Origin of the sequence: Pseudomonas pergaminensis (assembly GCF_024112395.2) — a bacterium.
GTDB classification, from domain to species: domain Bacteria; phylum Pseudomonadota; class Gammaproteobacteria; order Pseudomonadales; family Pseudomonadaceae; genus Aquipseudomonas; species Aquipseudomonas pergaminensis.
Genome location: NZ_CP078013.2, coordinates 1,222,063 through 1,242,557 on the forward strand (window position 1 = coordinate 1,222,063; position 20,495 = coordinate 1,242,557).

The following is a 20,495-nucleotide window of genomic DNA, read 5'->3' on the forward strand; positions in this document are numbered from 1 at the left end:
CGAAAACCAATGTGGGAGCGGGCTTGCTCGCGAATGCGGTGGGTCAGTCACTCTATACATGGCTGATCCACTGCATTCGCGAGCAAGCCCGCTCCTACATTTAGGGAGGTGGGGGTTACTTGCGAGCGATGATTACCGCTCGCATCGGCGCCGGCAGCCCTTCGATGGTTTTGCTGTGATCTTCCGGATCAAGGAAATCACTCAGCGACTGGTACTTCATCCACTCTGTCCCACGCTGTTCCTCGACGGTGGTGACGCTCACATCCACACAGCGCACATCACTGAACCCGGCACGCCGCAGCCACAGCATCAAAGCTGGCACCGACGGCAGGAACCACACGTTGCGCATCTGCGCGTAACGATCTTCCGGCACCAGCACTTGCTGCTGATCGCCTTCGACAACCAGGGTTTCCAGCACCAGTTCGCCGCCTTTGACCAAGGTGTCCTTCAGTGCCAGCAAATGCTCGATCGGCGAGCGGCGGTGGTAGAACACGCCCATGGAAAACACCGTGTCGAAGCCTTCGAGGTTCGCTGGCAGGTCTTCGAACGGGAACGGCAGATGCCAGGCCTTGGGCTCGGACAGGTAGCGCTGCACCGCCTGGAATTGGCAGAAGAACAGCCAGTTCGGGTCCACGCCAATTACGCTGTCGGCACCGGCGCCGAGCATGCGCCACATGTAGTAGCCGTTGCCGCAGCCGACATCGAGGATGCGCTTGCCCTTCAAGTCCAAGTGTGGGGCCACGCGCGACCACTTCCAGTCCGAACGCCATTCGGTGTCCACATGCACGCCGAACAGGTGGAACGGGCCTTTGCGCCAAGGGCTCAGGCCCATCAACGCGGTGCGCATTTGCGCGCGGGTATCGTCGTCGCAGTCGGTGTCGAGTGTCAGGCCATTGAGCAAATCCACTTCGCTGGGCTGGATCGCAGGCAGCGCATCCAACGCACTCTGCCAACGCTCTAGGTCGCCATGACCCTTTTCCATCTTGCTATCGAGTTGCGCTTGCAGGCCCTGGGCCCACACGGCCAGGGGAGTGCCGACCAAGTGGCGGGCGAGGGGGGACAGATCAATCATGGCAAGGCAATCAACGAGGCAAAGTTAAGACACTGGAACCACGGCACGACTTTAGAGAACCCGGCCGCCAGCAGGCGTTCGCGGTGTTCTTCGAGGCTGTCGGGCTTCATGACGTTTTCGATGGCGCTGCGCTTCTGGGCGATTTCCAGTTCGCTGTAGCCGTTGGCGCGTTTGAACGCGATGTGCAGGTCGGTGAGCAGCGCGTGTTCTTCGGGATCATTGAAGCGCAGCTTTTCCGAAAGGATCAATGCACCGCCCGGCAACAATGATTGGCGGATGCGCGAGAGCAGCGCCAGGCGCTCATCGGGCGCGATGAATTGCAGGGTGAAGTTCAACGCCACCACCGAGGCCGGCTGGAACTGCAGCGCGAGGATATCGCCCTCGATGACCTCGACCGGCAGCAGCTCCTGGAACATCGAGTCCTGGCCATTGAGGTATTCACGGCAACGCTCGACCATCGCCGCCGAGTTATCCACAGCGATCACCCGGCAACCGTCGGTGCGCACATGGCGGCGCAGGGCCTGGGTCACCGCGCCAAGCGAGGATCCCAGGTCATACAGCATGCTGTTGGGTTGGGCGAACTGCGCGGCGAGTACGCCGAGGTTCTCGACGATGGTCGGGTAGCCGGGCACCGAGCGCTTGATCATGTCCGGGAACACCCGCACCACGTCCTCGTTAAAGGCGAAGTCCGGCACCTGGGGCAGGGGCTGGGCGAAAAGGCGATCGGGTTCTTTGCTCACGGTTGTTCCGGCGACGATTGGGGAAAGGCCGGCATTTTAGCCAAGTTGGCCCTCATGTGCGCGGGTTGTCTGATGGAAAGCCGAGGCAGTGATGCCCCACTGGCCCAGCCAATACGTGGTGATCAGCAAATAAGGTGCTGCATCGAACGCCACCACAAACCGATTGATACCAATCAGCGTGTCAGAAAACACAAACGACACCGCACCTGCCGCCGCCAGCCATGCCGAGCGTTTCGGCACGTCGCTGCCCAGTCGCGCCAACGCACGCCAGAGCATGACACTGATCACGGTTGCATAAACCACCACTGGAATCAGCAAGTCACCCAGGCCATGGGAGATCAGGATGCTCAGCAGGATCGCGCCCACGCCCAGCGCCAATACCAGCGGCAGCAGCGCCAAGCGGCGACAGTCACTGAAATAGGCTTTGAGGTACGCCAAATGCGCAAACAGGAAGGCACCCAAGCCGAAGATGAACAGGTCGCCCGGCCAGGCCAGCAGTACATCGCCCACCAGGGAAAAAATAAGCCCCAGGCTGATCCAGCGTCGATAGTCGGTGGGCGGCGCGTCATGCAGCCAGCCCAGCAGTGCCAGTACCGGCAACGGTTTGACCAGCAGGCACAACAAGGTGGCATGGGTGGCAAGGCCGTAGATAAAAGTGCCGGCGCCCATCAACGCAAGAATCAGCCATGGCATATCAGTTCACCGTAAAGGCGCAGTCGAAGGTTTCGGCGGGTTCGGCTTCCGGTTCCCAGGGCTGCTGGGAGGTCAAGCGTAAACGGCCTTGGCCTGCCGCGAAGGCCTGGAAGCGCCAGGTCGACTGGCCACCGCCGCCGATCACGCCGGATTCTGTGCTGCTGTACACCTCTGGGCTGAGTGCGCGCAGCACGCCGCCCGCGGAGTCCTGGATGGCCCAGCGGTAACCGGTGGTGGGGTTGCTTGGCAGGGTGAGGATCAGGTTTTGCCCGGTTTTAAGTTGAAGCGGGCAGGCGCTCTGGTTGTCCACGCTGATGTTTTGCTTCGGTGCGCTGGCACACGCGGCCAGTAGGGCAAGGCTCAAGGGGAGAAGCAGGCGGGCAGCGGTCATGGGGGCTCCGTTCATTCACGACGAAGGGCGAGCATAACCGAAGATGAGACGAGGTGTGACAAGAGGGATTTGTGTTGTTGCGACAGACGCCATCGCGGGCAAGCCCGCTCCCACACTTGACCGATTTGTCATCAACAACACCGATCCCTGTGGGAGCCGGGCTTGCCTGCGATGAGGCCAGACCAGGCACTACATAACTATCAGAAGAGCACTTTCGCCACATCCGCAAAGCGCTTGGCAAAGTGCACCGTCATGCCTTCCTTCAGGTACTCCGGCAATTCCTCAAAACTGCCCCGATTCGGCTCCGGCAGGATCAGTTCATGAATCTTCTGGCGCCGCGCCGCGATCACTTTCTCGCGCACCCCGCCAATCGGCAGCACATGCCCGGTCAAGGTCAGCTCGCCAGTCATGGCCACGCCTTTTTTCGGCGGCTGGTTACGCGCCAGGGACAGCAGCGCACTGGCCATGGTCACACCGGCGCTCGGGCCATCTTTTGGCGTGGCACCTTCCGGCACATGCAAGTGCACGAAGGCTTCGTCGAAGAATTTCGGATCACCGCCAAACGACTTCAGATTGGAGCTGATGTAGCTGTAGGCGATTTCGGCGGATTCCTTCATCACTTCGCCCAACTGACCGGTGAGCTTGAAGCCGCGATTGAGCGTATGGATGCGCGTCGCTTCGATCGGCAAGGTCGCGCCGCCCATGCTGGTCCAGGCCAGGCCGGTGATCACACCGGTGCCGGACAGCACTTGTTCATTGCGGAATACCGGCATGCCCAGCGAGCTTTCCAGGTCCTTGTTGCCGATCTTGATCACCGAATCCGGCTCATCCAGCAGCTTGACCACCGCCTTGCGCACCAGCTTGCCCAGTTGTTTCTCCAACTGTCGCACCCCGGCTTCGCGGGCATAACCGTCGATCAAGGCACGCAGGGCACCGTCGCTGATGGTCAGGCTGTTTTTCGACACGCCGGCTTTTTCCAGCTGTTTGGGCCACAGGTGGCGCTTGGCGATGGCGACTTTTTCTTCGGTGATATAGCCCGACAGGCGAATCACTTCCATACGGTCCAGCAGCGGGCCGGGGATGGAATCCAGGGTGTTGGCGGTGCACACGAACAGCACCTTGGACAGGTCCAGGCGCAGGTCCAGGTAGTGATCGAGGAATTCGACGTTCTGTTCCGGGTCGAGGGTTTCCAGCAGCGCCGAGGCCGGGTCGCCCTGGAAGCTTTGGCCCATCTTGTCGATCTCGTCGAGCATGATCACCGGGTTCATCACCTCCACATCCTTGAGCGCTTGCACCAGCTTGCCTGGCAGCGCGCCGATGTAGGTGCGGCGATGGCCTTTGATCTCGGCCTCGTCACGCATGCCGCCCACGCTGAAACGGTAGAACGGCCGGCCCAGGGACTCGGCGATGGATTTGCCCACACTGGTCTTGCCCACGCCCGGCGGGCCCACCAGCAGCACGATGGAGCCGGCGACTTCGCCTTTATAGGCGCCCACCGCGAGAAATTCGAGGATGCGACTCTTGATGTCATCCAGGCCCGCGTGATGCTTGTCCAACACCTTGCGCGCGTGTTTGAGGTCGAGTTTGTCCTCGCCGTACACGCCCCACGGCACTGAAGTGGCCCAGTCTAGGTAGTTGCGCGTCACCGCGTATTCCGGCGAACCGGTCTCGAGGATCGACAGTTTGTTCAGTTCTTCATCTATGCGTTTCTTCGCTTGGGCCGGCAGCACTTTGCCTTCCAGGCGTTGCTCGAACTGCTCGACATCCGCGCTGCGGTCGTCCTTGGTCAGGCCCAGCTCCTGCTGGATGACCTTGAGCTGTTCCTTGAGAAAGAACTCGCGCTGGTGCTCGCCGATCTTGCGGTTCACCTCGGCGGAGAGTTCTTTTTGCAGGCGCGCGACTTCGACTTCTTTGCGCAGCATCGGCAGGACTTTTTCCATGCGCTTGAGCATGGGCACGCAATCGAGCACTTCCTGCAACTCGTTACCGGTGGCCGAGGTCAGCGCGGCGGCGAAGTCGGTGAGTGGCGACGGGTCGTTGGGGCTGAAGCGGTTGAGGTAGTTTTTCAGCTCTTCGCTGTACAGCGGGTTGAGCGGCAGCAGCTCCTTGATCGCATTGATCAGCGCCATGCCGTAGGCCTTCACCTCGTCGGTCGGTTCGCTCGGCTGGTGCGGGTACTCGACTTCCACCAGATACGGTGGGCGGTGGTGCTTGAGCCAGGTCTTGATGCGCACACGGGTCAGGCCCTGGGCGACGAACTGCAGCTTGCCGTTCTCGCGGCTGGCGTGGTGTACCTTCACCAGGGTGCCGTACAGCGGCAGGCTGGAGGTGTCGAAGTGGCGCGGGTCTTCCGGCGGGGTGTCCATGAAGAACAGCGCCAGGGAGTGGTGCTCGGATTTGCTCACCAGCTCAAGCGTCTCGGCCCACGGCTCTTCATTGACGATCACCGGCAGCACTTGCGCCGGGAAGAAGGGCCGGTTGTGGATCGGGATGATATAGACCTTGTCCGGCAGGTTTTGCCCAGGCAGAGCCAGGCCGGTATTGGAAGACGGGGTTTCAGCGTTTTCGGGGTCAGCGTAGTCGTTCAAGTCGTAATCAGGGAAATCTTGCTGGTCGCTCATGGGGCACCTGCATAAGGAAGTATGGTGCTTAGATGGGGCGGGGCGGCGGTGGTTTCAATGGTCGCGGCGAGATAGCAACATATTGCATGAAATTCTCGACTACGCCGCAGGGCCAGTGTGGGAGCGGGCTTGCTCGCGAAAGCGGTGGATCAGTGAATATATCTTTGACTGACCCACCGCATTCGCGAGCAAGCCCGCTTCCACATTTGGAATTATGTGCGGTCAGCTGATTTTGTGCAGGTAGGCGGGAAGCGGCTGTTCGGGCAGCACTGAGAGCACTTTCAAGCGCTGCAACATCCGCTGCCGAGCCCGCTGCAGGTGCTCGCGCAGGTTCAGCGCCGCCGCGTCCACCGCGCCATGCAGCAACAGCTCCAGAATCAGGCGATGCTCAGCCAACATGGCCGGATCAGCACCGATCCCCAGCAAACGGTAGAAAATCCGGCTGATGATCATCGGGCTCTGGCCCTGGCGAATCAACGCCGCAATTTTGCGGTTCTGCAGGCCGGCCAGGCAGCGCTGGTGCAAGTCTTCCTCGATCTGTTCGATGGCCTCCAGGCTGCAATGCGCGCTCTCCTGGGCATCCAGCACGCGCTGCAGCATGGCCTCCAGCAATTCGCGGTCGAGGTGGGGGGCACTTTGGCGCAGGGCTTCGGGCTCCAGGCAGGCGCGCAGTTCGTAGTCTTCGGTGACTTCTCGTGCAGTCAACGGCCCCGCCAGCCATTGGGAGTAGGGCTCCTTTTCCACCAGGCCACGGTCGCGCAGGCGCATCAGCGCTTCGCGCACCACGGCGCGGCTGACGCCGTAGTGGTCGGCAGCAGCTTGCTCATCCAGGCGGTAATGGCCGAAAGCAATACAGGTGGACAACGCCGCGCCGATCTCTTCGACGATGCGTTCGCCCAGTGGTCGCGTGTCCACCAGCTCATCTTCACCGTTAAGGCCCAGGTGAGCGTGGCTCAAGGGCAGGCGCAGCGGCTCCATCGCCAGGCCTTCGGGGTTGATCAGGTAACCCCGGCCGTTGAAGCGGCAGATCAGGCCCTCTGCGTGCAGCAGGTCCAAGGCCTTGCGCACCGGCACGCGGCTGGTGCCGAACAATTCGGCCAGCGGTGCTTCCAGCAAGACCAGGCCGTGGCGCGCAGTACCGTTGACGATCGCGTCACGCAACACCTGATGAATCATCGCGTAACGGGAGGCCGAGGCGGACACTGCTTTCATCGCTTTCTCTGGAGGCTGTAGGACGGTGGCCGGGGATTCTCTCATAAGTTGCGCCTGTCACTCTGCGCCACGTCGCGGGCACTTTTTTGGGGCCTTGTAGGTAGGAATGTTACTTTTCTGCACCAAAATGTACTTATTAATAAAAGATACATTATTTCATTGAAGGTGCTTTCCCGCCCACCTGCAAGCATTTTTCCTACTCTTTAAAGCTATCTATCCCGATGCTCTAGGCGGGATTCACTCTTTGCGAACCAAGATCCCGGCTAAGACTGGCACGAAAGCTGCCTTCGTAAAATGTACATTTTATTAATATGTACGTTTTGTGAGGGTCATTCTGATGTCAGATGCCACTTCAATGGCCGAGGATTTCGCCAGCGGTCGCAGCGACCCGGTGCAAGCCCTCGAACAGGCACTCGAGAAAGCCAGCCAGGTGCCTGCCGTCTTTATCAGCCTGACGGGCGAACGCGCCCGCCGTGAAGCCGAAGCCGCCGCCGCCCGTTGGCGCGCCGGCCAGCCAGTGAGCGTGTTCGATGGCGTGCCGTTGGCCTGGAAGGACCTGTTTGATGTGGCCGGCAGCGTCACCACGGCGGGCGCCGCCTACCGCCGCAACGCGCCCGCGGCCTTGCTCGATGCCCCCACTGTCGGCCTGTTGTGCCGCGCCGGGATGGTCAGTGTCGGCAAGACCAACCTCAGCGAACTGGCCTATTCTGGCTTGGGGCTGAACCCGCATTTCGGCACGCCGCACAATCCCCATGGCACTGACCAACCGCGTATTCCGGGCGGTTCGTCGTCCGGCTCGGCGGTCGCCGTCGCTGCCGGCATCGTGCCTATCGCCATGGGCACCGACACGGCCGGTTCCATCCGTATCCCGTCGGCGTTCAATGGCCTGGTGGGTTACCGCAGCAGCAGCCGACGCTACAGCCGCGATGGGGTTTTCCCCCTGGCCCACACCCTCGACAGCCTTGGCCCGTTGACCCGCAGCGTGCGCGATGCACTGGCCATCGACGACCTGTTGCATGGCCGCACCCAAACCCACACGGCCCGCAGCCTCAAGGGCCAGCGCTTTGTGTTGGCGCAACAGGACGCTGAACCCGCTGTGCGCAACAATCTGCTGCGCGCGGTGGAGCAACTCAAGGCCCAGGGCGCGCTGGTCGAAGAACGCGAATGCCCAACGTTCCAGGCGACCCTGGACCTGATCAAACACCACGGTTGGCTCGGCGCCTTTGAAGCCTTCGCCCTGCACGAAGCGCTGCTCGACAGCCCCGACGCCGAGCTGCTCGACCCGCGCGTGCGCCGCCGCCTCGAAACTGCGCGTTCACTGCCAGCCAGCCAGCTCATCCACCTGACTGATGCACGTCGCCGCCTGCAACAGCAACTGGTCGACGACCTCGACGGCGCCATCCTCATCACACCCACCGTCGCCCACGTCGCGCCCCCATTGGCGCCTCTGGCGGGCGACGACGACCTGTTCGTCAACACCAACCTCGCCACCCTGCGCCTGACCATGCCCGGCAGTCTGCTCGACATGCCCGGCGTAAACCTGCCCAGCGGCCGCGATGCCCAGGGCCTGCCCACCGGGTTGCTGCTCAGCGCCCCGACGGGAGAAGACGCACGCCTGCTGCGCGCCGCGTTGTCCGTCGAAACCGTACTTAACGTTTAAGGAGACACACCATGGCTAAAGACATCCTCTGTGCATTTGGCGTCGACGTTGACGCCGTCGCCGGCTGGCTCGGTTCCTACGGCGGCGAAGATTCGCCGGACGACATCTCCCGTGGCCTGTTCGCCGGTGAAATCGGCGCGCCACGCCTGCTCAAGTTGTTCGAACGCTACGGCCTGCGCACCACCTGGTTTATCCCCGGCCATTCGATGGAAACCTTCCCCGAGCAGATGAAGGCCGTGGCCGACGCCGGTCACGAAATTGGTGTGCACGGCTACAGCCACGAAAACCCCATCGCCATGACCGCCGAGCAGGAAGAAATCGTCCTCGATAAATCCATCGAGTTGATCACCCAGGTCACCGGCAAGCGCCCGACGGGCTATGTGGCGCCGTGGTGGGAATTCAGCAAGGTCACCAACGAACTGCTGCTGAAAAAAGGCATCAAGTACGACCACAGCCTGATGCACAACGACTTCCACCCCTACTACGTGCGCAAGGGCGACAGCTGGACCAAGATCGACTACAGCCAGCATCCCGACACCTGGATGAAACCGCTGGTACGCGGCGAAGAAACCGACCTGGTGGAGATCCCGGCCAACTGGTACCTGGACGACCTGCCGCCGATGATGTTCATCAAGAAAGCCCCCAACAGCCATGGCTTCGTCAACCCGCGTCACCTCGAAGAAATGTGGCGCGACCAGTTCGACTGGGTCTACCGCGAACACGAACACGCGGTGTTCACCATGACCATCCACCCCGACGTTTCCGGCCGCCCGCAAGTGCTGCTGATGCTGGAGCGCCTGATCGAACACATCCAGAGCCATGCCGGCGTGCGCTTCGTCACCTTCGACGAAATCGCCGACGATTTCATCCGCCGCCAACCCCGTACCTGACCCTTAAAACACAGCCCCCCCTGAGGCGCGACCCATGTCCATCTACAACAAGCTTGACCTGACTGGTTGGAAACCCCGGCAACTGACGTCCAAGGAGGTGCGTTTCGCCACTTGGATCGCGTTTTTCGCCTGGGTGTTTGCGGTGTATGACTTCATCCTCTTCGGCACTTTGCTGCCGGAGATTGGCCGGCACTTTGGCTGGGGTGAAGTGGAGCAAGCTGAAATCGCGACCTGGGTGGCGGTGGGTACGGCGGTGGTCGCCTTTGCCATTGGCCCCGTCGTCGATAAATTGGGCCGGCGCAAAGGCATTATCTTCACCGTGGCCGGCTCTGCGCTGTGTTCGGCGCTGACGGCGATTGGCGGCGCGTGGGGCAAGTCGCCGCTGATTCTGATCCGTTCGCTGGGCGGCCTGGGTTATGCCGAGGAAACCGTCAACGCCACTTACCTGAGCGAGCTGTACGGCGCCTCGGAAGACCCGCGCCTGACCAAGCGCCGTGGGTTTATCTACAGCCTGGTGCAGGGTGGCTGGCCGGTCGGTGCGTTGATCGCTGCCGGGTTGACCGCGCTGTTGCTGCCGATCATCGGCTGGCAGGGGTGCTTCATCTTTGCCGCCATCCCGGCAGTGGTGATCGCGATCATGGCGCGCAAGCTCAAGGAGAGCCCGCAGTTCCAGATTCACCAGCGCATCAGCGAGCTGCGTAAAAGCGGCGCGGTGAAGGAAGCGCAGAACGTCGCCGTGACCTACGGCGTGGACTACGACGAACACAGCAAGGCCGGCCTGAAAGCGGCATTCCGTGGCCCGGCGCGGCGCGCCACCCTGGTGATCGGCGCGGCACTGTTGCTCAACTGGGCCGCGATCCAAGTATTCAGCGTGCTGGGGACTTCGGTGATCGTCAGCGTGCACCACATCTCGTTCGAGAACTCGCTGATCATCCTTGTGCTGTCGAACCTGGTTGGTTACTGCGGTTACCTCAGCCACGGCTGGATGGGCGACAAGATCGGCCGCCGCAACGTGATCGGCCTGGGCTGGATGCTTGGCGGCCTGTCGTTCGCCGGGATGCTGTTTGGCCCCAGCAATATGCCGATGGTGGTCGGGCTGTACAGCCTGGGCCTGTTCTTCCTGATCGGGCCGTACTCGGCGGCGCTGTTCTTTATCAGTGAAAGCTTCCCCACCAGCATCCGCGCCACCGGCGGCGCGATCATCCATGCCATGGGCCCGATTGGTGCGGTGGTCGCAGGCTTTGGTGCGACCCAAGTGTTGTCCGCCGGCAGCGACTGGCAGACCGCCGCGCTGTGGTTCGGCGCGCTGCCGTGCTTCCTTTCCGGCGCGTTGATGTTTGCCGCACGCCATGTGCGTCCGGAAACCGTTCAGTAAGGAGTGATCGATGAGCCGTAAAGTTGCGTTGATTACCGGTGCCGCCAGTGGCATCGGCCAAGCCCTCGCCGTGGCCTATGCCCGTCATGGCGTGGCGGTGGTGGGCGGGTATTTCCCGGCCGATCCCCATGACCCGCAGACCACCGTCAGCCGGGTGGAAGAGGCGGGTGGCGAATGCCTGATGCTGCCGTTGGACGTGGGCAACACCGCCTCGGTGGACGCCCTGGCCGAACAAGCTATTCAGCATTTTGGCCGGCTGGATTACGCAGTGGCCAACGCCGGTTTGCTGCGCCGCGCACCCTTGCTGGAGATGACCGACGCGCTGTGGGACGAGATGCTCAATGTCGACCTCACGGGGGTGATGCGCACCTTCCGCGCAGCGACCCGACACATGAGCGAAGGCGGTGCGCTGGTGGCGATTTCATCGATTGCCGGTGGTGTGTATGGCTGGCAGGAACACAGCCATTACGCAGCCGCCAAGGCGGGTGTGCCGGGGTTGTGCCGGTCGCTGGCGGTGGAGTTGGCGCCACTGGGGATTCGTTGCAATGCGGTGATCCCGGGGTTGATTGAAACGCCGCAGTCGCTGGATGCAAAGAACTCGCTGGGACCGGAAGGTTTGGCCAAGGCGGCGCGCGCGATTCCGCTGGGGCGGGTAGGGCGGGCGGATGAAGTCGCGTCGCTGGTGCAGTTTTTGACCAGTGAAGCGTCGAGTTACCTGACCGGGCAGAGCATCGTCATCGACGGCGGCCTGACCGTACGCTGGCCCGACTGACTGCACCCCATTTAAAAAGGTGGGAGCTGGCTTGCCTGCGATAACGGTGTATCAGTGAACACATGTGTGGCTGACCCGCCGCCATCGCAGGCAAGCCAGCTCCCACATTAGAACCGTGTTTGTCTCGGGAGAATTTACATGCCTCAACTGACTCACCGCCGCGCCGTCATCACCGGCGCCGGCAGCGGCATCGGCGCCGCCATCGCCCGTGCCTACGCCGCCGAAGGCGCGCGGCTGGTATTGGCCGACCGCAACGCCGCCAGCCTCGCCGAAACCGCGATCACCTGCCGCAACCTTGGCGCCGAGGTGTTCGAATGCCTGGCCGACGTCGGCACCGTCGAAGGCGCCCAGGCCAGCGTCGACCGTTGCGTCGAACAGTTCGGCGGTATCGATATCCTGGTCAACAACGCCGGCATGCTCACCCAGGCGCGCTGTGTCGACCTGACCATCGAGATGTGGAACGACATGCTGCGCGTCGACCTCACCAGTGTGTTCGTCGCCAGCCAACGCGCCTTGCCGCACATGCTTGCGCAGCGTTGGGGCCGGATCATCAACGTCGCCTCGCAACTGGGCATCAAGGGTGGCGCCGAACTGACTCACTATGCGGCTGCCAAGGCTGGGATGATCGGCTTTACCAAGTCCCTGGCGCTGGAAGTGGCCAAGGACAACGTGCTGGTCAACGCCATCGCACCGGGCCCGATTGAAACGCCATTGGTGGGCGGTATCAGCGAAGAATGGAAACGCGCCAAGGCCAAGGAGTTGCCCCTGGGCCGCTTCGGCCTGGCCGATGAAGTGGCGCCGGTTGCGGTGCTGCTGGCCAGCGAGCCCGGCGGCAATCTGTTCGTTGGCCAGACACTGGGCCCGAACTCCGGCGATGTCATGCCATGAGTGAGGTGTAGCCATGTGCGGACTCTGCGGACTGCTCGGCGAAGACCTGCACTGGAGCGATCCCCTGGGCGATGAATTACCCCGGCGCCGCGAACGCCTGCGCCGGATCGCGGCGATCAATCAGGTGCTGGCGGTGTTCCGGCTCAAGGTCGAAGACTTCCAGGGCGCGTCGTATCTGCTGCTCGGCGCCACTGGCAAGCAGGCATTGGCCAGCGGTCTGGATCAACTCTGGCAGGCGGCCGAAACCATGCTCGGCCGCCCGTTGGATCCCCTTGATCCGCGCTTGTTGGACCACTTGGAGTCAGCCTCATGAGTATTGCCCTCAACGTCATCACCGGCTTTCTCGGCAGCGGTAAAACCACCTTGCTCAAGCGCCTGCTGCAGGGTGAAAGCCTGGGCGACACCGCGTTGCTGATCAACGAATTCGGTGATGTCGGTATCGACCATCTGCTGGTGGAAGAAGTGGCGCCGGATACGGTGCTGCTGCCCAGCGGCTGCGTGTGTTGCTCGATCCGTGGCGAGTTGAAAGAGGCTTTGCTGACCTTGTTGCAACGCCGTGAGCGCGGTGAGATCCCGGCGTTCAAGCGGGTCATCCTGGAGACCACCGGCCTGGCCGACCCGGCGCCGATCCTGGCCACCCTGAACAACGACGTGCAGTTACGCGGGCGTTTTCATATTGGCTTGGTGATCACCCTGGTGGACGCCAGCCATGCCGTCCTGCAAGAACGCCTGCACCCGGAATGGCTGGCCCAGGTGGCGGCGGCGGATCGCTTGCTGCTGAGCAAGACTGATCTGGCGGGTGACTGCGCTGCACTGCGCGCACATCTGCAAGCGCTCAATGCCGGCACGCCGATCCTCGATACCCATGACATCCACAGCGGCGACCAACTGCTGCTGGGCGAAGGCCTGCGCAGTGCCGAACCCGCCATGGAAGTCAGCCGCTGGCAGCTGCATCAAACCACCACGGCCACCCACGGCGCCGCGCAAGTGTGCAGCCTGACCTTCGACCAGCCCCTGGATTGGGTGGGTTTCGGGGTATGGTTGTCGATGCTGTTAAGATGCCACGGCGAACGAATTCTCCGCGTCAAAGGGCTGCTCAACGTGAACGCCAGTAACGCCCCCATCGTCATTCATGGCGTGCAGCATTGCCTGCATGCGCCGGTGCATTTGCCCGCGTGGCCGGGCACTGACCGCCAATCACGCCTGGTGTTTATCCTACGTGGCCTCGAGCCTGCGCTGCTCAAGCGTTCGTTTGAAGCGTTCTCGCGGCGGTTCGCGGCATGATCACACTCCGCGTTCTCGGTACGTCGGTCACCCTGCTTGAATGCCTGCGCGTGCGCGCTGAAGAGGAGCTGGGCATTCGCTTGGTCTACCAGGTGCACGACGTCGAACAGGCCCAGCGTATCGCGGTGATGCAGCCCGAGAGCTATGACCTGTACGACCAGTGGTTTCACAACGTTGACTTCGTGTGGCCGGCTCGGGCGATCCAGCCCATCGACACGCGGCGCATCGCGCTGTGGCACGAAATCAATGACCTGCCCAAGCGCGGGCGCCTGTCGGCCGACGACCGTTTGGGCAGTGGCAGCGTGCCCAGCGAGCGGCTATTCGTGCAGCACGATGGCAGCCTCGGCAGCACGGTCACCGAGCGCATCAGCATGCTGCCCCTGACCCACAACGCCGACAGCTTCGCCTATCGCCCCGAGCGCCTGCCCGAAGGTTTTTGCCACGGCAACGAAAGCTGGGGCTGGCTGCTCGACCCCGCGTGGCGTGCGCGCACCGCCTTGCAGAGCGACGCCGCCATCGGCGCCCTGGATGCCGCGCTGGCGGTGCAGGGCGCGGGGCTGGCCAGCTTCAGGGACATCGGCAACATGAGCATCGAAGAGATCGATGTACTCGCTGACATCCTAGTGCGTAAACAGAAAGAAGGACACTTCGCAGCGTTCTGGTCCGACGATGAAGAGGCGGCGCAGTTGATGCTGAGCCCGAGTATCGATATCCAGAGCCTATGGTCACCGACCTTGATGCGCCTGCATCGCGCCGGGGTGAAATACCGCCTGGCGGTGCCGCGCGAGGGGTATCGGGCGTGGTTTGGTGGGTTGTCGTTGTCGCGGCATGCCAAGGGGCCGGTGCTGGATGCGGCCTATGCGTATCTGAATTGGTGGCTGTCCGGTTGGCCGGGGGCGGTGATGGCGCGGCAGGGGTATTACATTGGTAACCCGGCGCGTAGCCGTGACCACTTGAGCAGTGCGGAGTGGGATTACTGGTACGCGGGCAAGCCGGCGCGGGAGGAGTTGTTGGGCAGTGATGGGTTGCCGTTGATTGATGTGGGGGAAGTGCGGGATGGGGGGTCTTATGAGCAGCGTATGGGGCATATTGCGGTGTGGAATTCGGTGATGGATGAGCATAACTATTTGGTGCGGCGGTGGGGGGATTTTATGCGGGCTCGTTGTGTTTGATTGAGTGCATATCCGTTGCTGCGTTCGGCCAGCGTGTTTAACGGGGCGCCTAGGATCAAAAGCAAACGCGGCGGCCTTGTAGCCGACCGATATTGAAAGCCGATCTCGGTCAACGTGTAGGAGCCGGCTTGCCGGCGATGGCATCACCTGGGTGGGCCTGATGTACCGAATCGCCTGCATCGCTGGCAAGCCAGCTCCTACACCTACCTGCTTTTGATCCAATCAGGGCGGAGCCCCTGTCAGCCATCACCCAAATACTGGATATGTAACCAACGCCCGATCCATCAAGCCAACCCTCTGTCGCCAAAAAACCACCACCAAATTCCCCGGTTTTATTGGGTGCACTTAACCCTACTCCCAGCTAATCTCCTCAGACCCAATACTCCATTAAAATTGATGTTTTTTTGACGCCAGGTCAGCTGTCGCAAGGAATGCACATGACAAAAGGACGCAGTGGCAGAGAGAGGCGCACGCCGCCAGAGGGCACTGCAATGAGGTGGCGCCACACGTTTCAAACCCGTATCGCGGGGGTGCTCGCGCTGTTGCTGCTGGTCGTCGTCGCCGCCACCTATTTCGCCGTCAAGACCGCCACCTCCCGCGCCGTTGAAAACCAGGCGCAATTCCAACTCAAAACCGGCAGCCAAGTGTTCGAACGTCTGCTCGACCTGCGCGGACGTCGCCTGCAATACGGCCTGGACTGGCTGACCGCCGATCTCCCCTTCAAACAGGCCGTGGTCGAAGGCAAGACCGCGCCGATCCTCGCCGCCCTGCGTCGCCACGGCACGGGTATCCGCTCCAGCGAAGTGTTCGTACTGGGCCTGGATGGCAAGGTCATGGTCAGCACCTTGCCCATCCTCATGCGCGGTCAGTTCTTCCCCTACGACGATGCCCTGCGCCACGCGCGGCGCACGGGGTTGCAAATGCTGATCGTGGCCATGGACGGGCGCCCCTATCTGCTGGTGCAGGATGAAGTGCTCAACCCGCTGCCCATCGCCCGTGTCGTCATGGGCTTTCCCATGGACAAACTGTTCGCCAATGAACTGCGCTCCATGAGCAACCTGGAGGTGTCGTTCCTCAGCGTGCAAAACGGCGAGCCCGGCCCGCTGTTCAGTACGCAGCCGGATGCCTACCAGGCCGCTACGCTCAGCCTGTTGCGCGAAGGGCACGTCGACCCCGAACCAAAGATCCACCTGTTCTATGGCGAACGTGTGCTCAGCCAGGTTTTGCCGCTGGCCAATACCGGCGATGGCGATGAAGTGCGGGTGTTACTGCAAAGCCCGCTTGACCACGCCCTGGAATCCTTCGCGCCGCTGGACCGGCAGTTCCTCGGGATCGCCCTGGCGGTGCTGCTGGTGTCGCTGGCCGGTGCGTTGTTCCTGGCGCGACGGGTATCGCGCCCGCTCAATGCCTTGGTGCAGGCGGCTGAGCGTATTGGTGCCGGCGACTACCGCACGCCGGTGCGCGTGCGCAGCCATGATGAATTCGGGCTGCTGGCCCGCGCGTTCAACGCCATGCAAAGCGGCATCGCCGTGCGCGAGCGGCAATTGGCCCACAACGCGCTGCACGACCCGCTCACCGGCCTGCCCAATCGTGCCCTGGCCATGGAACGCCTGGGCAGTGCGATCAGTGCGCGGCGGCCGGTGGTGTTGCTGTACCTGGGGATCGAGAATTACCGGGTGATCAACGAAGGTTTTGGTCCCCAGGGCGTGGAAGAAATGTTGCGCGAAGCCAGTCGCTGCTTGTCGATGAGCCTGTTGGCCAGCGACACGGCGGCGCGCATTACCGGCAGCGAGTTCCTGTTGTTGCTGGAGAACACCGAGATCGACCGCGCCGTGGCCCGCGCCGACCGCCTCTACGCACTGCTCACCGAGCCCCAGCGCATCGGCAATGATGAGCTGCGCCACGAAGTCAGCATCGGCATCGCCGCTTACCCCGCCGACGGTCAACAGGTGGAAGAGTTGATCAGCCGCGCAGCCATCGCCCGGCATGACGCCGCGAGCCTGCCGGGGCATTTGCAGATCTACCAGCAGGACCGCGACCTCGCCCATCAACGCCAGATCACGCTTATCCGTGACTTGCGGCGTGCCGCCATCGAGGGCGAGTTGTTCCTGTGCTACCAGCCCAAACTCGACCTCAAGCACGGCCATGTCCGCCAGGCCGAAGCCCTGTTGCGCTGGCAGCACCCGACCCTGGGCCAGGTGTCGCCCGCCGAATTCATCCCGCTGGCCGAACGCACCGGCAGCATGAGCAGCCTGACCCTGTGGGTCATTGAGGAAGCCATCCGCCAAATCGCCGAGTGGGCGCAGCGCGGCATGCTGATCCAGCTGTCGGTGAATATCTCGGTGGACGACCTGGCCGATGATGACCTGGCGATCCGCGTCACCGCGCTGTTGATGCAGTATCAGGTGGAGGCCGAGCAACTGATCTTCGAGATCACCGAAAGCGCGATCATGCACAACCCGCAACAGGCGCTCAGCGTGCTGGAGCAACTGCGCGACTGTGGCATCAGCCTGTCGGTGGATGACTTCGGCACCGGCTATTCCTCGCTCGCGCAATTGCAGCGGCTGCCGGTGCAGGAGTTGAAGATCGATCAGTCCTTCGTGCGTAACCTCAACAGCACCAGCAGTGACGGGGTGATCGTGCGTTCCACCATTGAGATGAGCCACAACCTGGGGCTCAAGGTGGTGGCCGAAGGCGTCGAATTTGCCCCCAGCCTCAAGCTGCTCAAGCAGTGGAATTGCGACACCGCGCAGGGCTACCTCATCAGCCGGCCGTTAAATGCGATGGCGTTCGAAATGTGGATGCGCCGCGAACGCTCCCCCGTCTGACCCCCCCCACTTGTAGGAGCCGGCAAGCCGGCTCCGACGGGTATGAAAAAGGCGGCTACCTGTGAGGGTAGCCGCCTTTGTTTGGCTGCCAGTCGATCTTAATCCGGCAGTTTGAACGCCATCACGTAGTCACCCTGTTTAGTACCCAGGGAACCGTGACCGCCGGCCATGACCAGCACGTACTGCTTGCCGTCCTTGCCGGTGTAGGTCATCGGGGTGGTTTGCGCGCCTGCAGGCAGGCGGCCTTCCCACAGTTGCTTGCCGTTTTTCACGTCGTAGGCACGCAGGTACTGGTCCAGGGTACCGCTGAGGAACGACACGCCACCGGCGGTGGTGAAGGTGCCGCCCAGGCTAGGCACGCCCATGGTCAGCGGGATCGGAACCGGCGAGCTGTCACGCACGGTGCCGTTCTTGTGCATCCAAAGGGTCTTGTGGGTGGTCAGGTCGACCGCCGCCACGTAACCCCACGCCGGTGCCTGGCACGGCAGGCCCATTGGCGACAGCATGGCTTCGAGGATCACGCCGTACGGCGCGCCTTTGTTCGGCTGCACGCCTTCGGTTTCGCTGACGCGTGGACCTTGCTTGGCGATGTCAGCGGCCGGGATCAGTTTCGATTTGAACGCCATGTAGCTTGGGTTCACGAAGGCAATCTGGCGAACCGGGTCGACGGAAATGCCGCCCCAGTCGAACACGCCGAAGTTGCCTGGGTAAACGATCGAGCCTTGCAGCGAAGGCGGGGTGAAAGCACCGTCGTAGCGCATGGATTTGAAATCAATCCGGCACAGCATCTGGTCGAACGGCGTCACGCCCCACATGTCGCGCTCTTTGAGCGGCGGCGGCATGAAGTTCAGGTCGGACTTCGGTTGGGTTGGCGACGTGTGGTCGCCAGCGACTGCACCTTGCGGCACCGCCACTTCGTGGATCGGCACCACGGGTTGGCCGGTGGCACGGTCCAGCACGTAGATGCTGCCTTGCTTGGTCGACGCCATGACTGCTTGCTTCACGCCATCAGCGGTCTTGATGTCGATCAGCGAAGGCTGGCCGCCCACGTCCATGTCCCACAGGTCATGGTGGGTGAACTGGAAGGTCCACTTCACATGGCCGCTGTCGATGTCCAGAGCGGTCAGGCCGGCGCTGTATTTTTCCGAGTCTTCGGTACGGTCGCCGCCGTATTGGTCGGGCATCTGGTTGCCCATCGGCAGGTACAGCATGCCGAGTTTTTCATCCACGGCGAACATGGACCACATGTTCGGCGAGTTGCGGGTGTAGGTCTTGCCCTCGGCCAACGGGGTGGTGTCGTCCGGGTTGCCGCTGTCCCAGTTCCACACCAGCTTGCCGGTGTGCACGTCGAATGCGCGGATCACGCCGCTTGGCTCGTCGGTGGACACGTTGTCGGTGACGTGGCCGCCGATCACCACCAGGTTTTTAGTCACGGCCGGTGGCGACGTGGAGTAGTAACCGCCTGGGGCGAAGCTGCCGATATTGGCACGCAGGTCGACCTGGCCTTTGTCACCGAAGTCTTCACACATCTTGCCGGTGTCGGCGTTGAGGGCGATCAGACGGGTGTCGGCAGTCGGTACGAAAATCCGTTTCGGGCAGGCATTCGGTGCAGCGGCGGGGCTGGCGCTGCCGGTCGGGCTCTGCTCGGAAGCGTAGGCAGCGTCATCGTGATACGACACGCCACGGCAGGTCATGTGTGCCCAACCCTTGAAGTTTTCGGCACCCTGGCTGCTGATCTTCGGATCGAAGCGCCAGATTTCCTTGCCGGTGTCCGGGTCCAGTGCAATCACTTGGCTGTGCGGCGTGCACACGTAGAGCATGCCGTTGACTTTCAGCGGGGTGTTTTCCGCGGTGGTCTCACCTGGGTCGTTCGGGCCAGGGATGTCACCGGTACGGAAGGTCCACGCCGGGACCAGCTTGTGAGCATTTTCCGGGGTGATCTGTGCCAGCGGCGAGTAGCGATCGCCAAAGGCCGAACGGCCGTAGGAGTTCCAGTCGCCATCGGCCTGGGACGGTGCAGCGCTGGCCATGCCGGGTACCGCGTCGCGGTCCAGTTGGCCTTTGATCTCACCCGGGTTGGTGAATTGGCTGGCAACGGCGGCAGCACCGGCGAGCACCACAGCCACGCTCAGCGCGCCAGTGCCCAGCGGGGCCGGCTGGCCACGCAGCAACGGACGGCGGAACCACGGGAGCAACATGACGATGCCCAGGGCGAACAGCAGCGCCAGGCGCGGCACCAACTGCCACCAGTCCAGGCCGACTTCCCACAAAGCCCACACCGTACTGGCGAACAGTACCAGTGCGTACAGGCCGAGTGCGGCGCGGCGGGTGGCCAGCAAGAGGATGCCGGTCAGGGTGATGCCGATACCGGCCAGCAGGTAGTACAGCGACCCGCCGAGCATCGTCAGCTTGATACCCCCGGCCAGCAAGGCCAGGCCCATGATCAGCAGCAAGACTCCGAGCAGCCTGGGCAGCAGGCGGCTTGGCGTTGAGGCACCGTCAGTGCTCATAGTTGTGTTTCTCCGTTACGTTGGAATTATGTAACCCCGTGCTTCACTGTAGATGACGATTCGGCGCGGGCTTGGTTCAGCGTTAATTCGGTTTTTCTGGGGATAGCAGGGTTATCCACAGGCGGGCGAGTTATCCCCACGCGCAGGTCGGTGTCAGACAGCGCTGTCTTTGAAAAGTGGGGAATTCGGCAAGATGGGGTCGACCGCGGACGTGAAACGTTTCAGTTTGTTGCGGCAAGGATAAGGTGCTGACGCGCCAAGAGAAAGCGCAAATCGCAAGATGCATCATTTCCGATTTGGTAACAGTGACAGAACGTCGCTGCAAAGGGCACTGCAAAACCCGTAGGAGCCGGCTCGCCGGCGATGGCGATTTCAAGGACGCCATCG

16 protein-coding genes are annotated in these 20,495 nt (G+C 62.4%); 9 read left to right on the forward strand and 7 right to left on the reverse strand.

Going from position 1 to position 20,495, the window contains the following annotated elements; all coding sequences use genetic code 11:
- Positions 1-115: 115 nt before the first annotated feature.
- From cmoB to KUA23_RS05580, 6 genes are all read right to left on the reverse strand, one after another.
- Entirely contained in the window at positions 116-1,072 is a 957-nt protein-coding gene (gene cmoB, locus KUA23_RS05555; protein ID WP_078047057.1) for a tRNA 5-methoxyuridine(34)/uridine 5-oxyacetic acid(34) synthase CmoB, read from the reverse strand.
- Positions 1,069-1,812, reverse strand: coding sequence for a carboxy-S-adenosyl-L-methionine synthase CmoA (gene cmoA / locus KUA23_RS05560; protein ID WP_078047058.1), 744 nt, complete (start codon positions 1,810-1,812; stop codon positions 1,069-1,071). Before cmoA ends, cmoB begins: the two co-directional genes overlap by 4 nt.
- Before the next feature lie 36 nt (positions 1,813-1,848).
- Positions 1,849-2,505 carry a lysoplasmalogenase gene (locus KUA23_RS05565; protein ID WP_100491427.1) on the reverse strand — a complete coding sequence of 219 codons (657 nt, stop codon included), beginning with the start codon at positions 2,503-2,505 and terminating at the stop codon, positions 1,849-1,851.
- 1 nt (position 2,506) lies between these two features.
- Entirely contained in the window at positions 2,507-2,896 is a 390-nt protein-coding gene (locus KUA23_RS05570) for a protease inhibitor I42 family protein (protein WP_252993550.1), read from the reverse strand.
- Positions 2,897-3,096: 200 nt separating this feature from the next.
- The gene (gene lon, locus KUA23_RS05575; RefSeq protein ID WP_078047061.1) at positions 3,097-5,517 is read right to left on the reverse strand and encodes an endopeptidase La; all 2,421 of its coding nucleotides are present in this window, start codon (positions 5,515-5,517) and stop codon (positions 3,097-3,099) included.
- 222 nt (positions 5,518-5,739) lie between these two features.
- A complete protein-coding gene (locus tag KUA23_RS05580) occupies positions 5,740-6,729 on the reverse strand; it encodes a GntR family transcriptional regulator (protein ID WP_100491426.1) in 990 nt (329 codons plus the stop codon).
- Between the two features lie 337 nt (positions 6,730-7,066).
- Here KUA23_RS05580 and KUA23_RS05585 point away from each other — a divergent pair, with 337 nt between their 5' ends.
- The 9 genes from KUA23_RS05585 (at position 7,067) to KUA23_RS05625 (ending at position 17,598) form a co-directional block, all read left to right on the forward strand.
- Complete coding sequence (locus KUA23_RS05585; RefSeq protein WP_099494134.1) at positions 7,067-8,389, forward strand: amidase; 1,323 nt, start codon at positions 7,067-7,069, stop codon at positions 8,387-8,389.
- A gap of 11 nt (positions 8,390-8,400) precedes the next feature.
- Positions 8,401-9,279 (forward strand): polysaccharide deacetylase family protein, encoded by an 879-nt coding sequence (locus KUA23_RS05590; protein ID WP_003234086.1) that lies wholly within the window; start codon positions 8,401-8,403, stop codon positions 9,277-9,279.
- Between the two features lie 34 nt (positions 9,280-9,313).
- Entirely contained in the window at positions 9,314-10,654 is a 1,341-nt protein-coding gene (locus KUA23_RS05595; protein WP_099494135.1) for an MFS transporter, read from the forward strand.
- Between the two features lie 10 nt (positions 10,655-10,664).
- Positions 10,665-11,426, forward strand: coding sequence for an SDR family NAD(P)-dependent oxidoreductase (locus KUA23_RS05600; protein WP_078047065.1), 762 nt, complete (start codon positions 10,665-10,667; stop codon positions 11,424-11,426).
- A 138-nt stretch (positions 11,427-11,564) separates the two neighbouring features.
- Complete coding sequence (locus KUA23_RS05605; RefSeq protein WP_252993551.1) at positions 11,565-12,314, forward strand: SDR family NAD(P)-dependent oxidoreductase; 750 nt, start codon at positions 11,565-11,567, stop codon at positions 12,312-12,314.
- A 13-nt stretch (positions 12,315-12,327) separates the two neighbouring features.
- Complete coding sequence (locus tag KUA23_RS05610; RefSeq protein ID WP_078047067.1) at positions 12,328-12,627, forward strand: hypothetical protein; 300 nt, start codon at positions 12,328-12,330, stop codon at positions 12,625-12,627.
- Positions 12,624-13,598 carry a CobW family GTP-binding protein gene (locus KUA23_RS05615; RefSeq protein WP_078047068.1) on the forward strand — a complete coding sequence of 325 codons (975 nt, stop codon included), beginning with the start codon at positions 12,624-12,626 and terminating at the stop codon, positions 13,596-13,598. Before KUA23_RS05610 ends, KUA23_RS05615 begins: the two co-directional genes overlap by 4 nt.
- Entirely contained in the window at positions 13,595-14,770 is a 1,176-nt protein-coding gene (locus KUA23_RS05620; protein ID WP_078047069.1) for an ABC transporter substrate-binding protein, read from the forward strand. The genes KUA23_RS05615 and KUA23_RS05620 overlap by 4 nt, the downstream gene beginning before the upstream one ends.
- 491 nt (positions 14,771-15,261) lie before the next feature.
- Positions 15,262-17,598, forward strand: coding sequence for a putative bifunctional diguanylate cyclase/phosphodiesterase (locus KUA23_RS05625; RefSeq protein ID WP_252993552.1), 2,337 nt, complete (start codon positions 15,262-15,264; stop codon positions 17,596-17,598).
- 98 nt (positions 17,599-17,696) lie between these two features.
- Here the strand turns inward: KUA23_RS05625 and KUA23_RS05630 are convergent, their stop codons facing one another.
- The gene (locus KUA23_RS05630; RefSeq protein WP_099494140.1) at positions 17,697-20,108 is read right to left on the reverse strand and encodes a glucose/quinate/shikimate family membrane-bound PQQ-dependent dehydrogenase; all 2,412 of its coding nucleotides are present in this window, start codon (positions 20,106-20,108) and stop codon (positions 17,697-17,699) included.
- Positions 20,109-20,495: the final 387 nt, after the last annotated feature.

Coding starts and splice junctions, on each gene's coding strand:
- cmoB (WP_078047057.1), bottom strand. CDS start 1,072: ATGATTGATCTGTCCCCCCTCGCCCGCCACTTGGTCGGCACTCCCCTG.
- KUA23_RS05565 (WP_100491427.1), bottom strand. CDS start 2,505: ATGCCATGGCTGATTCTTGCGTTGATGGGCGCCGGCACTTTTATCTAC.
- KUA23_RS05570 (WP_252993550.1), bottom strand. CDS start 2,896: ATGACCGCTGCCCGCCTGCTTCTCCCCTTGAGCCTTGCCCTACTGGCC.
- lon (WP_078047061.1), bottom strand. CDS start 5,517: ATGAGCGACCAGCAAGATTTCCCTGATTACGACTTGAACGACTACGCT.
- KUA23_RS05580 (WP_100491426.1), bottom strand. CDS start 6,729: ATGAAAGCAGTGTCCGCCTCGGCCTCCCGTTACGCGATGATTCATCAG.
- KUA23_RS05585 (WP_099494134.1), top strand. CDS start 7,067: ATGTCAGATGCCACTTCAATGGCCGAGGATTTCGCCAGCGGTCGCAGC.
- KUA23_RS05590 (WP_003234086.1), top strand. CDS start 8,401: ATGGCTAAAGACATCCTCTGTGCATTTGGCGTCGACGTTGACGCCGTC.
- KUA23_RS05595 (WP_099494135.1), top strand. CDS start 9,314: ATGTCCATCTACAACAAGCTTGACCTGACTGGTTGGAAACCCCGGCAA.
- KUA23_RS05600 (WP_078047065.1), top strand. CDS start 10,665: ATGAGCCGTAAAGTTGCGTTGATTACCGGTGCCGCCAGTGGCATCGGC.
- KUA23_RS05605 (WP_252993551.1), top strand. CDS start 11,565: ATGCCTCAACTGACTCACCGCCGCGCCGTCATCACCGGCGCCGGCAGC.
- KUA23_RS05610 (WP_078047067.1), top strand. CDS start 12,328: ATGTGCGGACTCTGCGGACTGCTCGGCGAAGACCTGCACTGGAGCGAT.
- KUA23_RS05615 (WP_078047068.1), top strand. CDS start 12,624: ATGAGTATTGCCCTCAACGTCATCACCGGCTTTCTCGGCAGCGGTAAA.
- KUA23_RS05620 (WP_078047069.1), top strand. CDS start 13,595: ATGATCACACTCCGCGTTCTCGGTACGTCGGTCACCCTGCTTGAATGC.
- KUA23_RS05625 (WP_252993552.1), top strand. CDS start 15,262: ATGAGGTGGCGCCACACGTTTCAAACCCGTATCGCGGGGGTGCTCGCG.
- KUA23_RS05630 (WP_099494140.1), bottom strand. CDS start 20,108: ATGAGCACTGACGGTGCCTCAACGCCAAGCCGCCTGCTGCCCAGGCTG.